Origin of the sequence: Synechococcus sp. F70.1 (genome assembly GCF_047502745.1) — a bacterium.
Taxonomy (GTDB): Bacteria; Cyanobacteriota; Cyanobacteriia; order Thermostichales; family Thermostichaceae; genus Thermostichus.
The window spans coordinates 1-14,879 of record NZ_JANSJL010000057.1 but is presented as its reverse complement, the minus strand read 5'-3'; the positions used below and the strand labels follow the sequence as shown (position 1 = coordinate 14,879).

At 61.6% G+C, this 14,879-nt stretch carries 14 protein-coding genes and 1 tRNA gene; 7 read left to right on the top strand and 8 right to left on the bottom strand.

What is annotated here, in order from left to right:
* The first annotated feature begins 3 nt into the window (after positions 1–3).
* Positions 4–1,032: a DUF3326 domain-containing protein gene (locus tag NW860_RS05730; protein ID WP_414512967.1), complete on the top strand. Its 1,029-nt coding sequence runs from the start codon at positions 4–6 to the stop codon at positions 1,030–1,032.
* Here NW860_RS05730 and NW860_RS05725 read toward each other — a convergent pair.
* From NW860_RS05725 to NW860_RS05710, 4 genes are read right to left on the bottom strand one after another with little or no spacing between them, the layout of a single operon-like run.
* Positions 1,029–1,529, bottom strand: coding sequence for an MAPEG family protein (locus tag NW860_RS05725; RefSeq protein WP_414406083.1), 501 nt, complete (start codon positions 1,527–1,529; stop codon positions 1,029–1,031). The two genes, NW860_RS05730 and NW860_RS05725, sit on opposite strands and share 4 nt — an antisense overlap.
* A gap of 29 nt (positions 1,530–1,558) precedes the next feature.
* The gene (locus NW860_RS05720) at positions 1,559–2,713 is read right to left on the bottom strand and encodes an ArsA family ATPase (RefSeq protein ID WP_414512965.1); all 1,155 of its coding nucleotides are present in this window, start codon (positions 2,711–2,713) and stop codon (positions 1,559–1,561) included.
* Between the two features lie 17 nt (positions 2,714–2,730).
* Entirely contained in the window at positions 2,731–3,576 is an 846-nt protein-coding gene (locus NW860_RS05715) for an ArsA family ATPase (RefSeq protein ID WP_414512963.1), read from the bottom strand.
* A gap of 60 nt (positions 3,577–3,636) precedes the next feature.
* On the bottom strand, positions 3,637–5,418 hold the full coding sequence (locus NW860_RS05710) for a DUF1565 domain-containing protein (RefSeq protein WP_414512993.1): 1,782 nt from the start codon (positions 5,416–5,418) through the stop codon (positions 3,637–3,639).
* A gap of 145 nt (positions 5,419–5,563) precedes the next feature.
* On the opposite strand from NW860_RS05710, the gene NW860_RS05705 reads away from it, so the two are divergent.
* The 4 genes from NW860_RS05705 (at position 5,564) to NW860_RS05690 (ending at position 8,657) form a co-directional block, all read left to right on the top strand.
* On the top strand, positions 5,564–6,742 hold the full coding sequence (locus tag NW860_RS05705) for a pentapeptide repeat-containing protein (RefSeq protein ID WP_414512961.1): 1,179 nt from the start codon (positions 5,564–5,566) through the stop codon (positions 6,740–6,742).
* Between the two features lie 6 nt (positions 6,743–6,748).
* Complete coding sequence (locus NW860_RS05700) at positions 6,749–7,861, top strand: LptF/LptG family permease (protein WP_414512959.1); 1,113 nt, start codon at positions 6,749–6,751, stop codon at positions 7,859–7,861.
* Positions 7,862–8,204: 343 nt separating this feature from the next.
* Positions 8,205–8,507: a Mo-dependent nitrogenase C-terminal domain-containing protein gene (locus NW860_RS05695; protein ID WP_414396381.1), complete on the top strand. Its 303-nt coding sequence runs from the start codon at positions 8,205–8,207 to the stop codon at positions 8,505–8,507.
* A gap of 76 nt (positions 8,508–8,583) precedes the next feature.
* A tRNA-Pro gene (locus NW860_RS05690) sits at positions 8,584–8,657 on the top strand.
* Positions 8,658–8,702: 45 nt separating this feature from the next.
* Here NW860_RS05690 and NW860_RS05685 read toward each other — a convergent pair.
* The 3 genes from NW860_RS05685 to NW860_RS05675 form a co-directional block, all read right to left on the bottom strand.
* Positions 8,703–9,992 carry a bifunctional folylpolyglutamate synthase/dihydrofolate synthase gene (locus NW860_RS05685; RefSeq protein WP_414512956.1) on the bottom strand — a complete coding sequence of 430 codons (1,290 nt, stop codon included), beginning with the start codon at positions 9,990–9,992 and terminating at the stop codon, positions 8,703–8,705.
* Between the two features lie 67 nt (positions 9,993–10,059).
* Positions 10,060–11,643 carry a phosphoglycerate dehydrogenase gene (serA, locus tag NW860_RS05680; RefSeq protein ID WP_414406090.1) on the bottom strand — a complete coding sequence of 528 codons (1,584 nt, stop codon included), beginning with the start codon at positions 11,641–11,643 and terminating at the stop codon, positions 10,060–10,062.
* Positions 11,644–11,781: 138 nt separating this feature from the next.
* Positions 11,782–12,015 carry a DUF3148 domain-containing protein gene (locus tag NW860_RS05675; protein ID WP_414396374.1) on the bottom strand — a complete coding sequence of 78 codons (234 nt, stop codon included), beginning with the start codon at positions 12,013–12,015 and terminating at the stop codon, positions 11,782–11,784.
* A 355-nt stretch (positions 12,016–12,370) separates the two neighbouring features.
* Here NW860_RS05675 and NW860_RS05670 point away from each other — a divergent pair, with 355 nt between their 5' ends.
* Together NW860_RS05670 and mazG are read left to right on the top strand one after the other, a co-directional pair.
* On the top strand, positions 12,371–12,598 hold the full coding sequence (locus tag NW860_RS05670) for a DUF2949 domain-containing protein (protein WP_414396373.1): 228 nt from the start codon (positions 12,371–12,373) through the stop codon (positions 12,596–12,598).
* A complete protein-coding gene (mazG, locus tag NW860_RS05665; RefSeq protein WP_414512953.1) occupies positions 12,567–13,682 on the top strand; it encodes a nucleoside triphosphate pyrophosphohydrolase in 1,116 nt (371 codons plus the stop codon). The genes NW860_RS05670 and mazG overlap by 32 nt, the downstream gene beginning before the upstream one ends.
* Here the strand turns inward: mazG and NW860_RS05660 are convergent.
* The gene (locus NW860_RS05660) at positions 13,644–14,066 is read right to left on the bottom strand and encodes a hypothetical protein (RefSeq protein ID WP_414396367.1); all 423 of its coding nucleotides are present in this window, start codon (positions 14,064–14,066) and stop codon (positions 13,644–13,646) included. The two genes, mazG and NW860_RS05660, sit on opposite strands and share 39 nt — an antisense overlap.
* Positions 14,067–14,879 lie beyond the last annotated feature (813 nt).

Sequence of the window (14,879 nt, the reverse complement as noted above, 5' to 3'; positions counted from 1 at the left end):
CCGATGGATCGCCCCTACACGGCGCTGCTTTTGGTTCCCACGGGCATCGGCGCCCGCGTGGGTGGCTTTGCCGGCGATGCCCTGCCGGTGGCCCGCGCTTTGGCAGCTGCTGTCGACTGCCTCATCACTCATCCCAATGTGCTCAACGGCGCCACCCTGTTTTGGCCCCTGAAGAACGTCCTCTACGTGGAAGGGTACGGCCTGGATCGCTTCTGCGCTGGGGAGTGGCACCTCAGGCCAGTGCGGCAAAACCGCGTCGGCGTCATCCTGGATGCCGGGATCCCAGAGGACCTCCGCCAACGCCACCTGCAGGTTTTGCAGGCCGCCCAGGCCACCCTGGGGCTGGACATTGGCCCCTGGCGCTTGACCCCTCGACCCTTAGGCGTTTCCGTCAGCTTCTCCCCCGCCGGCGCCAGCCAGGGATCCCTGGCCCAGCCGGATGCGCTTTTGGAAACTGCCCAAGAGCTCGTCCGCTTGGGAGCTGAGGCCCTTGCCGTGGTGGCCCGCTTCCCGGACGACCTTGACTTTAGCCAGTACGAGCAGGGGCAGGGTGTAGATCCCCTGGCCGGAGCCGAGGCCATCCTCAGCCACCTGGTGGTGCGGGAGCTGGGGATCCCTTGCGCCCACGCTCCTGCTCTCTACCCTGATCCTGACCCTAAGCCGGTTCACCCCCGGGCTGCCGCTGAAGAGGTGGGGTTTACCTTCCTGCCCTCGGTTTTGGCGGGGCTGAGCTACGCCCCCCAGTTTATCAGAAGGGGGGATCCCCTCCACCCGGGCGACCTGACGGCCGAGCAGGTGGATAGCGTCATTGCCCCGGCCACTGCCTTTGGCGGCCCCGGCCTGCTTTACCTAGCTAGCCGCCCCCGCCCGCCATTGTTTATCGCTGTCGAAGAAAACGCCACGGTGATGCAGGTCCACCCTCGCCAGCTGGGGATCCCCCATGTGGCAGTTAGCTCCTACTTAGAGGCCATTGGCGTGGTGGTGGCCCACCGGGCTGGGGTGGCGCTGTCTTCCCTGCAACTGCAGGTCTAGGCCAGGTTTTGGCCCAGAAACGGCAAGAGGCTGATGAGCAGCAGGCCCAGCGTGGCCAGCGACCCGACCAAGAAGGAGAGGGAGCGCCCGATGGGAATGTCGCCAATGTAGAAGAAGTTGTAGAGCAGCCGCGCCAGCAGAAACACGCCGCAGAGCACGGCCACCCCTTCATCGCCGCTGAGGCCAAACAGCCAGGGATCCGGGTGGGGGCCGGTGACGTAGGCTACTAGAGCTGAGGGCGCAAAGGTGCCCAGGGCCTCGAAGCCATTGGCGTGGGCCCAGGTAGCCCGCTGGCCGTAGGGAGGCAGCCGGTCGAACATTGCCCGGGGCGCATGGGGATCGTAGCCGACGCGGGCGCGGGCATAGCCCACCACGCCCATAGGCAGGTACACCAACAGGATGGCCGCTGCGATGGAGAACAGAGGAATGGCTTGCAGGGGGAGGTTGAACACCATAGGCAAAAGCAGCAAGGTGAGGGGGAAAAGCCGCACTGGCACCTTTTCCAGGCTAGCGGCTCTGCCAGGCGCTAGGTGGAGGTTTCTGGCAACATCGGGCTAGAGGAAGCCAGCAGGTAAGCCCCGATGGCCTCTAAGCTGGGTGGGTGCAGAAAAGGGACGGTGACAATGGCCTGCTGGGGAAAGCGCTGGGGCAACTGGGCCAGGATGGCCTGGTGGCGGCGCCGAAGAGCTGCACCAAAGGGGGTGGAATCCTCCGGCCACACGCGGTTGAGAACGGCATAGGGATGAGGGATCCCCAGGGCATCCAGTTCTGCCAGAAGGCGCTCAGTTTCCGCCAGAACTGCCTGTTCGGGGTTGAAGACGGGGATAAAGCTAGAAAACTGGGGATCCCGCAGCCGCTTTTGGAGCTGCCGCACCTGGGCCAAGAGATCCCGCAGCCGCTGCGCCCATTCCGGCCGGCCCACCAGGTCGCGGTACTTCAGCCACAGCTTGAGGGCCAGGCTTACCCAGCCTTCCAGGGCCTGCGGCATCTGCAAAAAGCGCAGGAGATGGCCGGTGGGGGCTGTATCCACCACCACCAGGTCGAACTGGCCGCTTGACTCCTGTTGCAGCACCGTCAGCAGGGCCATCACCTCGTCCAGGCCCGGTGGAGCCATGTGCAAAAGCTGCCGCCAAGCCTGTGGGTCGTACTGGATTTCTACGCCTGCCATCCCCTCTCCTGCCAACATGGCCGCCACCTCTTCCAGGTACGCCTGCCGGAAGCGCTCCAGCACCGCCGCCGCCTCAATCTCCTGGCCCAGCAGGTTGGGCAAGAGAGGGAGCGGCTCCTGTCCCAAGGTCACTTGGAACAGATCTCCCAAGGAGTGGGCCGGGTCGATAGAGACCAGCAAGAGCTGCTTGTCGGGATGGCGTTTGGCCAAGTTCCAGGCCAGGGCCCCAGCCACCGTGGTCTTGCCCACCCCGCCCTTGCCCCCTACCAAGAGCAGGCGGATCCCTTGGGCCAAAAAATCCGGAAGGCCCAAAGCCTGGCTCTGCCCAGAAGCCATCCCAAGGACTCTGTCCTGCTGGGGCGAAGGGGAGAGTTCTCCCGGGGCAGTGATCCCTTCCAACCGCGGCAGCACCTCCTGCAAGGGACGAAGCTGCTGCACCAGCTTGTCCAGCGCCGCCGGCCCAATCGGCTCTTCCAGTTGATAGGGACAGACCCAGATGGGGTAGCCAGGCAACTCCTCTTGGAGCGTTTTTAGCCAGAGCCGCTGTGCTCCTGCTGGCGGGCCAGGTAGATCCCTTCCAGGAGAACCTGGTTGACCAACAGGCCGCCAAGGGGCACTCGGCGGTTCAGCAACTGGCAACAGAAGCGGCGGGTCTCCGCCACGCTCAACAGCTCCGGGATCAGCACCAGCCAGGCGACGGTACTCTCCGGGTCGGTCAGTCTGGCTTTGCCCCCCTCCAGCTCGCTCTGCAAGCGCGCCAGGAAGGCATCGGCCTCATCCGGTCGATAGGTGCCTGTTAGGGATCGGACGACCTCGCGGTGCTTGGCCTGGAAGGTGGCAAACACCGCCAGCAACTGGTCGAGAAAGTCGGGCAGTTCCAAGAGCCGCAGGGTGTGGCCAGTGGGGGCCGTGTCCAGGATCACCGTATCCACCTCTTGGCCTGCCAGCAGGCGATTGACCTCCAGGATGGCCATCAGCTCGTCCACCCCCGGCCAGCTTAGATCCCACAGGGGCAGGAGATCTTCCCTGCCCAGCCAACTACCCCGCTCGGCAATGAGCTCCAGAGCCGGGCCGTAGGTCCGCTTAAAATCCTGCAGCAACACCTCAGCGTGCAAGGCGCGCACCTGCAAGTTGGGCCAATCCGGCAGGGGTTGGGGAACGTCCGCCACCGGGATCCCCAGCACATCCCCCAGGGAGTGGGCCGGGTCGGTGGACAGCAACAGCAGACGTCGCTCTGGTTGTGTCTGGGCCAGGTGACGGGCCAGGGCACAGGTGAGGGTGGTTTTGCCCACCCCTCCCTTGCCGCTAAACAGCAGCAAGCGACAGGAAGCAGGGAGGCGAGCAAAAGGGGAGTTGGCAAGTTGAGGAGGCGGCAAAGGGATCCCTCTTGGTTGGGCAGGTCACCCGTATTGTGGCCTGGATCCCGTTCAGAGAGCCTAGCGGAAAAGCATCTCGGCCACCGCGTCAAAGCCAGCGTCCAACAGGCGATCCAACACCGACTGGGCCTGGCTGCGGCTATCGTAGAGGCCAGCCTGCAGCACGGTTCTGCCGTTGAACACCGTTTCCACCGCCTCGGGGACCAGCTGCCGCAGGCGCTTGAGGTCATCGCTGCTCTTGGGGGTCACCAAGACGCGAAAGCGAGTGGGCGAAGCTGGGGCCGAGCTTGAAGGTGCGGCTGGGGTAGTGGGATTTTCTCTGGCTTGGCGGCGGGCCGGCGGCGGCAGCAGGGTGGTGATGTCGGTGAGGGGAGCTGCAGAGGCCCGGTGGACAGGAGCGACAGCAGCAGGCTCAACCGGCTGGGCAGGGGTGGTGGAGCCATCGGGGGTGAAGGGAACGGCAACAAACTCCTGGGCCTGGGGTTGAGCCCCTGCCGGCTGGCTGGGGGCACTGGGCAGAATCCGCCCTCCCGATACCGTTGGAGGAGGGGGAAGGGGGGCAGTCGATTGGGGTACCGTCACCACCGGCAGGGTGGGAGAGGCCGCCGCCGGCTGGGGATCCCTGCTGGAAGCTGGAGGACCGGCCTTGGGAGCGCTGGGCAGCGTCAAGCTATTTGCAGCAATGGGTGGAGGGGCGTTGCTCGGCAAGGCAGCCACGGTAGTCTGGCCAGCCAGATCCAGTTCCCCTTTGGTTTTGCCTGCCAGTTGGTTGCCGTTGGCGCTGAGGCGCAGACTGCGGGTGGCGTTGAGGATGTCGTACTGGCCGTTGCCCTCAAAAATGTTGTTGCCCGGATCCGAGGCCGTGCCCAAATCTGGCTGAGCGTTGGCGATGGCCGTGAGACCGGTTTCTAAGTTGCGGGCGATGAGATTGTTGCGCAGGATGGGACGGGCGCTGCCGCCGACAACAACGCCTGTGCGGTTTTGCAGGATGCGGTTGTGGCGGACAATAGGGGCCGAGCGCTGGTCAATGGTGAGGCCAAAGCCAGTTTCTTGGAAAAGGTTGTTGACAATGGTGGGCTGGGAGGTGCCCAAGACGGAGATGCCGTTGGCCCCATTTTTGTAGAAGCGGTTGCCCTCTATCCAGGGGTTGGAGGCGCCGGCAATGAAAAGGCCGTCGTGGATGCTGCCCACAAAGCTGTTGTTGAGAATGCGGGGAGAGGCCGATTCTACCCAGAGGGCATAGCCGCGGCGCCCCTGGTTGCGCAGGGTAACCCCCCGCACCTCTGAGCCGGTCTCTGCCAGCAGGGCAACATTTTGCCGAGCCAAGGTTGGGCTTATGTAGGTGCCGCCGCCATCGATAAGGTAGCCCTCTCCCAGGGTGGACTCATCTCCGCGCAAGATGAGGCCGGCCTTGAGGCGGATGGGGAAGACTTCGCCGCTTTCTGCGCTGTAGACCCCCGGCAGAAGCTGGATAATGCTGCCGGCTGGGGCCCGGCTGATGGCATAGGTGATGGTCTTAAAGGGGTTGCTGCGGGATCCATCCCCTTGGGTATCGCTGCCATTGGCAGCATCCACAAAGATGACCGGGCGATCGTCCGGCAGCGGTGGCGCTTGGGGCAGGGCTTGCTTCTCCAGAAGGCTGGCGTCTAGAGAAGTTTGCGCCCAACCGGGATCCAACTTCGCGGCCACCAGTAAGCTGGTGCTGAGGAGAAAAGAGACCGCTAGCCGCCTCAGGCTTGGAGCACCCTGCTGCCGCCGCAAGGCAGGCAAAGCTGCTGTAGATTGGTGTTCGCTGGATTTCTGAGGGTGGATAGACGATAGGCAAGGGATCATAGTGCTCATCCCCACACCAGGCTGCGCTAGAGAAGGAGGGTCGAGGTTATCCTACCAAACCTAACCGGCAAGATCCTGCCTTAGCCCCCACTTCTAGGTACGGATTAACGCCGACTTGGAATACCTGACACTACCCCTAGAGTGTCCCCCTGCCATGACCGACGAAGGCTTGCCCAAAGAGTTGCCCTTGGCAGAAGCCGAAACCCCGCCCTTCGCGGCCTCGCCGTGGCCGCCTCTGCTCAAGCTGCTGCTGTTGGGGATCCCGGCCCTCCTGCTGCTCTTGGGCCACTGGGCAAAGCAGCCAGCCTTGGGCTGGGGGGCGGTGCTGACCTGGCTGGGCCTGGCGAGTTGGTGGGGGCGTCCGCTCTGGGTGCAGATTGGGCGCGACCTCTGGCAGTGGCTGACTACTTGGCCCACCCTGGGATGGGCGGTGGCTGCCCTTGGCTTGGCTGGGGTGGGAGGATTGGCCGGGAGTGGGGTCTTCTCGACCCTGAGATCCCTGAGTTGGGAGGCCATTGGGGCCCTGGGCGAGGTGTTCGGGGCTACAGGCCAGATCCTGATCGCCCTTCTAGCTGCCTACATCGCCTGGCGGCAGTATGTTATCTCCCGGGATCTTACCATCCAGCAGAACATCATCACCCAGCAGCAGACCATCGACGCCTACTTCGAGGGCATTTCCAACCTGGTTCTCTCCCCTGACGGGCAGTTGGACGACTGGCCCCTGGAGCAGGCCATTGCGGCTGGGCGCACGGCAGCCATCTTGAACGGGGTGGATCGCTTTGGCAAAGCCAAGATCCTGCGCTTCCTCTCCACCGCCAACTTGCTCAGCCCCCTGCGCCGCGACGAACACCTGGGCCGGCCCATTTTGGACGGCAAAGGCGGCTACCAGCGGGATCGCGTGAACGGCATCCGCGTGGTTAACCTGGGCACGATGCTGGAAGGAGCCGATCTCCATGGCACCTCGTTGCGGGGGGTAGACTTCAGCGATGCCAGCCTAGAAGGAGCTGACCTGCGGGATTGCGATCTTAGCCACACCAACCTCTGCGGGGCCAACCTGCGCAATGCTGACCTCCGTGGGGCCGATCTTTACCGCGCTTTGCTGTTTGTGGGATCCCTCCAGACAGCTTCCCCTGTCCAGCCGGGGCAAAAGCCCGATTTCAAAACGGGAGCTTACGCCGGCGCCATCGTGGCGGGGGCAGACTTTCGCCGGGTGCGTCGCCTTTCCCCCGAACAGAGAGCTTACCTAGCCGCCTGGGGAGCTAAGCTCGATCCCGAGCCTCCGCAGGGAAAAGGGGCGAGGGGTGAGGGCCTGCCGGGGAACCGTTCAAGCTAGCTAGAGATGGCCCGCTTGTTCACCAAGTTTTGGCTGCTGGAGCGCTACCTCTTTGGCCAGATGCTCGCCCCCCTTTTGGCTGGCCTGGCGGGAGGAACCCTGCTGCTTTTGGCGGGCCGGCTCTTTACTCTAGCCGAGCGGCTAGTCGAGGGATCCGTGCCGCCCCTAGGGGTGCTGCGCCTTCTCATTTTGGACTTGCCGGAGATGGTGGTCCTGGGCATGCCCATCGCCGCTTTTTTTGCCACCCTACTGACCTTGGGCAAGCTGAGCGGCAACAGTGAAATGACCGCCATGCGGGCGGCGGGAATTCCGTTTACGCGCATTTTTCGACCCTTACTTCTAGTGGGGCTGCTTTTGAGCCTAGCCGCTTTTGTGATGAGCAACGTGCTCTTGCCAGCTAGCAAGCGGGAAATCCGCCGTATCGACCAGCAGGCACTTCTGACCCAGGCCACCAGTCTGGTGCAATACGACGTCTTTTTCAAAACCGAAGACAACCTCTGGTTTTTTATCCGCCAGGTGGATCCCCGCCTCAACACCATGCAGGATGTCACCATCTTGCGGGTGGATCCCTTGCCGGGGGGCAAGCACCAGTTGGTGGAGGTGACCCTGGCAGCTCAGGCAGTGTGGAATGGCCTGGGCTGGACTCTCAGGGAAGGCGTAACCCACCGCTACGGCCCCGACGGCCTCAGCCTGGCCGAGGAACCCTTCGACTACAAGCCGCTAGAAGTCTCCCGAGATCTGGCCACCCTGATGCAGCCGCCAGTTCCCCCCAACGAGCTGAGCCTGCCGGAGCTGGCGGAGCGCATTGCCCACCTTGCCCGCTCCAACCTCAATACTCAACCTCTGCGCACCGAGTTCCACATGCGCTTTTCCCTGCCCTTGGCCAGCTTTTTTGCCGTGCTCATTTCCCTCCCCTTAGGCTCCACCACCGCGCGAAGCGTAGGCCGCTACGGGGGCGTCGTCTTGGGGATCCTCTTGGTGTTTGCCTACTACGTAGTGCTGAGCGTGTCTCGCAGCCTTGGGGAAGCAGGAGCTCTTCCCCCCTGGGCAGCAGCCTGGAGCTTCAACCTCCTCTTCGGCGGCCTCGGCCTGCTGCTGTTGGCCCGTTTCTTACGCTAGGGAGGTCGACTTCCAGGAGTTTTCAGGAGGCTTTTGCCAGGGAAAAGCTTGGCCTAGGGTTAACCTAGGGCTAGAAGGCACCTACAGGTACAGGGATCCCCCTCCTCCCCCAGGGGGTTTCTCCAGATCCACCTTACTTATGATGGGTATAGATACCTATGATGGGTATAGGTAGGAGTATATCGGAGGAACTGGAGAGAGGGTAAGAATGTAGCTTTATTTACAAGTCAACTTTTGTATGCAAAACATGTAGCTCTGCAAGGTTGAGCAGAGATCCTTATTCCCAAAGGCAAGCTTTCCGTCGGGAAAGTCAAACTAACTGTAGGAGGGAACAAGCTATCCTATGGCTTCCATATATCTCAAGCCTATAGCTCGTCTAGGCAACTGGCTACAGACCCCTCTGGAGCTTATTCGAGCAGCCATCGATGCTGTAGAAGTGCGGGATCCCCGCCTTGCCCACTTTCTGTGCCGGCGGATTCCCGCCCGCTGCCCCTTTGAGCGAGACATCATCTTGTTTGGCTATAGGGTAATGCACATCCCAGCACTATGCAAGCTCAACCCCTTTTATGAGCAGTTGGTAAGGCTGCGCTTGCGAGCTCTGTCCTTCCTAGCGGAGCGGGGGGACGACATCAGCCGCTACCTGTGAGGCGAGAAGAGGGGGCGGGAGTTTGGCGCTTGCAGGTAGAGATCTGGGGCAATTTTCTGCCATAATCTAGTAACGACGGGATGTAGCGCAGCTTGGTAGCGCATCTGCTTTGGGAGCAGAGGGCCGCAGGTTCAAATCCTGTCATCCCGATAAGGCGGCAAAAGGAGGCGCTTGGTCAGACTAGCGGCAGGATTCTCAGCAGGCCAGATCCCAGCCCAGGCAAGCCTGCATTACCTGGCCCAGCAGGTATAGGGATCCACAGACCACCCCGGGTGGCTCGTCGGGATCAGGAGGCTGCTGCAGTTGGGCCCGCAGAGCGTCAAGATCTGGCAGGGCCTGGGCAAGGCAGAGATGGGGCTGGAGGCTTCGAGCCATGTGGGCCAATTCTTGCGGATCCGTTCCCGCATGGCCGAGGATGGGCAGGGCCAAGAAGCGATCCCCCGGTCGCAGTAGGGTAGCCAGAATACCCTTGACATCCTTGGTAGTGAGGATGCCCATGTACCAGGTGAGGGGTCCGGGCTGGTGCTGGTCAAGGTAGCGGCGCAGAGCTTGGGCAGCCGGCAAGTTATGGGCTCCATCCAGCAGCAGCTGGCGGGATCCAATCTGCACTCTCTGTAGGCGGCCCGGCCAACGGGTGAGAGCAAATCCTTTGGCAACAGCAACATCTGGGACTTGCCAACCTTGTTCCTGAAGAGTTTCCACAACGGCCAGAGCTACCGCCCCATTGACCAGTTGCACCTCACCGGCAAGGGGCAGGGTAAGCACCTGATCCCGCCAGCGGACAGTCTGGGGACCCGACCAGTGCAGAGGCTCCACTACCCGCAGGGGACTGCCCACCTGCTCTGCCTTGGCTTGGATCACGGCCATCACCTCAGGGGGTTGGGGCGCGCACACCGCGGGGATCCCTGGCTTAAGGATGCCGGCCTTTTCGGCGGCAATTTGCTCCAGGCTATTGCCTAGGCGTTGCCAGTGATCCCAGCCGATGGAGGTGATGGCGGTCACCACCGGCTCGATTCCGGCATTGGTGGCATCTAGCCGACCCCCTAAGCCCACCTCCATTACAGCCACCTCCACCTTTTGCTGGCGGAAGTATAGCCAGGCAGTAGCAGTGAGGGCCTCAAACTGCGTCGGAGAGGCCTCGCCAGGAGCGTAAGTTTGTAGACAGTCCCGCACTTGGGCCAACGCTTGGCTCCAGTCGGCGGCGGAAATATACTCCCCATTGAGCCAGATCCGCTCGCGCCAATCCACCAAATGGGGGGAGGTGTAGCGGCCCACCCGGTAGCCCGCCGCCCACAGCACGTGACTAACCCAGGCGCAGACGGATCCCTTGCCGTTGGTGCCAGCGACGTGGATGGCTGGGATCCCCGCCTGCGGCTGGCCCAGGCGCTGCAGCAGAACCTGCATGCGATCCAGGCTGAGATCGACGCCAAAGTGGCCCAGCGACTCCAGAAACCCAGGCCAATCCCAGGTTGAGATCCCACCCATTGGCGACAGGTTATTCGGGCTCCAGCTTCACCTCAACTCAGCACTTCCTCACTGGCGCCAAAAGCTGTCAAAGGTTCACCACAAAAGCGTCGCGAATGCCCGGCTGCTTGAGCACCTCTTCTAGGATTCCATCCGGCAGGGGATCATCTAGGCTGAGCACCATCACCGCATCGCCGCGGATGATCTTGCGCCCCACCTGCATGCTGGCGATGTTGACGTTGTAGGCCCCCAGCAGGGTGCCAATCCGCCCGATGATCCCTGGCATATCCCGGTGCAAGGTCATCAGCATGTTGGCCGAAGGCGGCACATTGACCGGGAACTCGTCGATCTGGGTAATGCGCACCTCCCGCTCCCCAATCAGGGCCCCCGAGACGGAACGCACCCCATTGGGGCCGTGGGCAATCAAGGTCAGGGAGCCGGAATAGTCCTTCACCGAGGGATCCCGCGTTTCCACTACGCGGATGCCCCGCTCCTTGGCCTCAATGGAAGCGTTGACGTAGTTGACCCGCTCCCGCAAGGCCAGCGTCAAAAGCCCCTTGAGGGCGGCGATGACAATTGGCCGGCTGTCTTTCTCTGCCAGGGATCCCTGCAGGCGGATCTCCAACTGGCTAACCCGATCCCCCGCCAACTGACCCACCAGATTGCCCAGCGTTTCGGCCAACTCGAGGTAGGGCTTGAGGCTTTGCAGCACCTCTGCCTGCAGGCCAGGAATGTTCACAGCCGAGCGAGCGGGCAGCCCCAGCAACACATCGCGGATCTGCTCGGCTACATCGATGGCTACATTGACCTGCGCCTCCTCGGTAGAAGCCCCCAGGTGCGGTGTCAGCAGGAGCTCCTTGCCCAAGGAAAGAAGAGGTGAATCTTTGCTGAGGGGCTCTTCGGCAAAGACGTCCAGGGCCGCCCCGGCAATCTGGCCGGATTTGAGGGCTTCGTAAAGGGCCTGCTCGTCTACTAGGCCGCCACGGGCACAGTTAATCAGGCGGGCGGTCGGCTTCATTAGGCGAAAGGTTTCAGCGTTAAATAGGTTAGTGGTCTCGGGGGTCTTGGGAACATGCAGGGTGATGTAGTCCGATTCCTGCACCAGGGTTGTGAAATCCACCAGGCGCACCCCCAGTTGCTCCGCCCGCTCTACGGAAATGTAGGGATCGTAGGCCAAAAGCCGCATCCCCATCGCTTTGGCAATCTGGGCTACATGGGAGCCAATCCGGCCCAGGCCAACGATACCCAGGGTCTTTTTGTAAACCTCTACCCCCACAAACTCCTCTCGCTTCCACTGGCCTGCTTTCAGGGAGGCATTGGCATCGGCAATGTGGCGCGAGAGGGCCATCATCAGAGCAATAGTGTGCTCGGCGGCAGCAATGGTATTGCCCTCAGGGGAGTTGACCACCAGGATCCCTGCTTTGGTGGCAGCAGCCACGTCGATGTTGTCCACACCTACCCCTGCCCGGCCAATGATTTTCAGGTTCTTCCCGGCCTCAATGACCTCACGGGTAACCCGCGTGCCGGAGCGCACCATAATGGCATCGTAGTTGGGGATAACTGCGATCAGCTCCTCGAGGGTGAGGTTGGTGCGCACATCCACCTGAGCTACCTGGGAGAGGATGTCAATTCCCGCCTGGTCAATGGGATCGGTGACGATAACTCTGGGCATACGCAACGCTAGCCTAAATTGCCAATGCCGCAAGCCAGCCTGACTCCTGCCGCGGCGCTGAATGTTGACCCGACTCCAGCAAGCACCTTTAATCTACCGCGAAAGTCTGCCGGCCCTCTCAAGGCCTGTAGCTTCATCTCAACGGGATCCCACGGGGGCAAGATATTTGCCGTCGATCAAAAAGAGGCCATTGGCAAACTGCACACAATAAGTACCCAACATCCGCCGCTGCCGAATCACCCCTTGCTCGTGCAGCCGAATCAGATGGGCCGGGCGCAACATTGGGATTGGATCGGCCGTCTTTAGATAAGGAGGCATCTCCACTACCTCAACCCTTGCCCCCACCGGCAGCAAATCTTGAGGTTCAGCCATAGCAAGAATCCCCCAAGGGGTGACGAGAACACCTGCTTTCAGCTCAGCGGAGCTTGCGCTAGCTCCCTGCCGCCAGAAGCGCGGCGCTAAAAACAGCAGCTCCCAGTCAGCTTAAGGAAAGTGCTTCGGCTTCCTAAGCCGCTGTCAATCGCCAGCAGACTTGCTATTATACTCTGACCTCAGGGCCTTGATTTCCCGTGCTCTGGGTGGCAACCACTCGACCTCATTCCCCTTGCTCACCCTTGGCCTGCTTGCCGCCTCTTTGCGCAAACCCTGTAGGAGTGTTAAGAATAGTTACGTCAGCCGGCTACTTTCTCAGTTTTTTCAGCGGTTCTTTTCAGGATTGGAAACGACCATGGTAGATCCCATTCCTCCTCCGGCTTTGGAAGAATACCTCTTGCAAGCGGGCATCATCGACCGCTCGCAACTGAGCTTGGCCAAGAAACTGCAGCGCCGCCAGCAAGGACCGCTGCTGATGATCCTTTTGGAGCTGAGTTTCATTGACCTCGAGCAGCTCAGGCGTCTTCTAGATCTGGGCCGCACCTACGACCATGCTGCAAACGCTGGACAGCCTACAGCCTAACTGGCAAGAGGAGCTGGCCCACTGGTCGGCGGCGGGGCAAGGATCCCTGCTGCTGAAAAATTGCGGGAGCAAGGAACTGGCGGAGCTGGATCGTTGTTTACGGCAGGTCTGTGCCCCCGCTCAATCTTTGACGCTGCTGACAGCAGACTTGCAAGTGGTGGCTGGCCCCCTGACGCTGCAAAGCTGGGAGCCTGAAAAAACGGGTGCTTTTGCCCATCTCTACCTGGAGCGCGCCGAGTCTGCCCAGCACCTCAGCCGCCTTGCAGCAATCGTGGCCCAGCTACGTTCCCCCAGGGGTTGTCCTTGGGATCGCGCCCAAACGCCCGAATCCCTCACTCCCTACATCCTTGAAGAAGCCTACGAGACAGTGGCGGCCATTCGATCCGGGGATCCGGCGGCTATTGCCGAAGAGCTGGGGGACTTGTTGTTGCAGGTGGTGTTGCAATCCCAGATTTTTGCTGAGCGCAACCACTTCAACCTGGAAACCGTGGCAGCGCGGATTGCCGACAAGCTCATCCGTCGCCACCCCCACGTGTTTGGGGATAGCCCCCAGCCAGAGAGTTCTGACCTGTCCGAGTTGCACCGCTTTTGGGAAGACATCAAGCAGCAAGAGCAGCCGCAGCAAACTCTGGGTCAAAAACTGCTGCACTACGCTGAAACTTTGCCTCCCCTGCTGGCCGCCTTGAAAATCTCCCAAAAGGTGGTGAGCTCCGGGTTGGAGTGGCCAACAGGAGAAAGGATCTGGGCCAAGATCCGCGAGGAGGAGGCCGAACTGCGCCAAGAGCTGGAACGAGATCCCCCCGACCGGGCGCGACAGGAAGCTGAGCTGGGGGATCTGCTGTTTGCCCTGGTCGCCTTGGGCTGCTGGTATGGGCTGGATGCTGTCCAGGCTCTGACCCAGACAAACCTGCGCCTTGCTCGCCGCTTTTTGCGCCTGGAAGAGCTGGCGCGGCAACAGGCAGAACAAGACTTCCCTCTCAAAGGCCGCAGCCCTCAAGAGCTAGAGGCGCTTTGGCAGCAAGCAAAGCAAGAACACCCCCATCCTTTAGGGATGGCGCAGCAGATTGAGGACAGGAAGAACTAGCTCTCGCTTAGGCAAAGCCAGGGGCTGGGGAGTCTCGCCCCTCCAAGAGGCAGGTGGCAGAGGGGAAGAAGAAGTTGGCACCTTGCCCACAGGGCGTAGTTGCCAGCGGATGATCTGCTCACCGCGGTAAAAGGTCACCACCAACTGATCCCCTTGGGGTTGGATTTGCCAGGTGCCATCGCCGCTGGTAACCGAAATCTGTTCGCCAGAAAAGGGCGCATCCAAAGCTGGCCCCGACTGGCTCCAAATCCGTCCGCCTCCTGTTTCCAGAACCAGTTGCACCGTTGCCCCCTGTCCTTGGCCGCTCAGGATCTGGCCAGTGCCAATCCAGACTTGGGTCTCTTGAGCCCCAGCAGACTGCCCCAGTTGCAGAGCCAGGAGCAACAGTCCTGTCCAGCTCCCCCAGCTTTGTAGCGCTCTCCCCCAACGCCGAGGGAAAGAAGAACAGCAAGCTAAGAAGGCCATTGCTCCCACGTTGTACTCCACGCTGCGCTAAAGCTAGAACAAGAGCCCGCAGCAGCAGCTTTCTCTCACCGAATCCTTTCCCAGTCTATAACCCTGCCCCTGCCTCGAGCCCCAGCCGCCTTGATCCCAATCTAGGCAACCCCTGCCTCCCCCCACTAGGCTGCAACTTGAGTCTCTGGCTACGGGGATCCCTAACAACCGTTTCGCCAATGCGCAGATCCAAGCCCTCTACCCTCTGCGGGGAGTGAGGTTCTTTCTTCAAGCGTGAGAACCCCTCGCGAAACCTAGGGGGCTGAAGCGCAGCGCTGCCCAGACAGGAGGCAAAACCGAAGGTAGTCGGCTGGACACGGGGTGATCTGCAGGTCAACCTCCTGCTGCAACCCTGCGCCAGGGCCGGCCATGCTGCAGAAACTGCCTTGAGACCCCTTCCTCCGGGGGCTCCCACTGGGGCACCCCTACTTACGGAGAAGCTTAGGTGTTCCTCTCCTGTTCCAGCTTGGCCATTCAATCTGGCTTTCTAGGTGGGAAATGCCCTCGCGAAGGGCAACTGCCTGGGCTTCCACCTCCTCTAGGGAGCGGCAAACGATCTCTGCCGCCCTGAGATGTTGGTCTCGCTGCACCAAAGCCTGGCGTGCCAGCTCGTCCTGGTTATGCTGGATAGCCGCTCTGAAAGACTTATACAACCCCGGGTGAAAGCAGACTTTCGCTCGACGTTGAGGCTTTCTTCCTGCT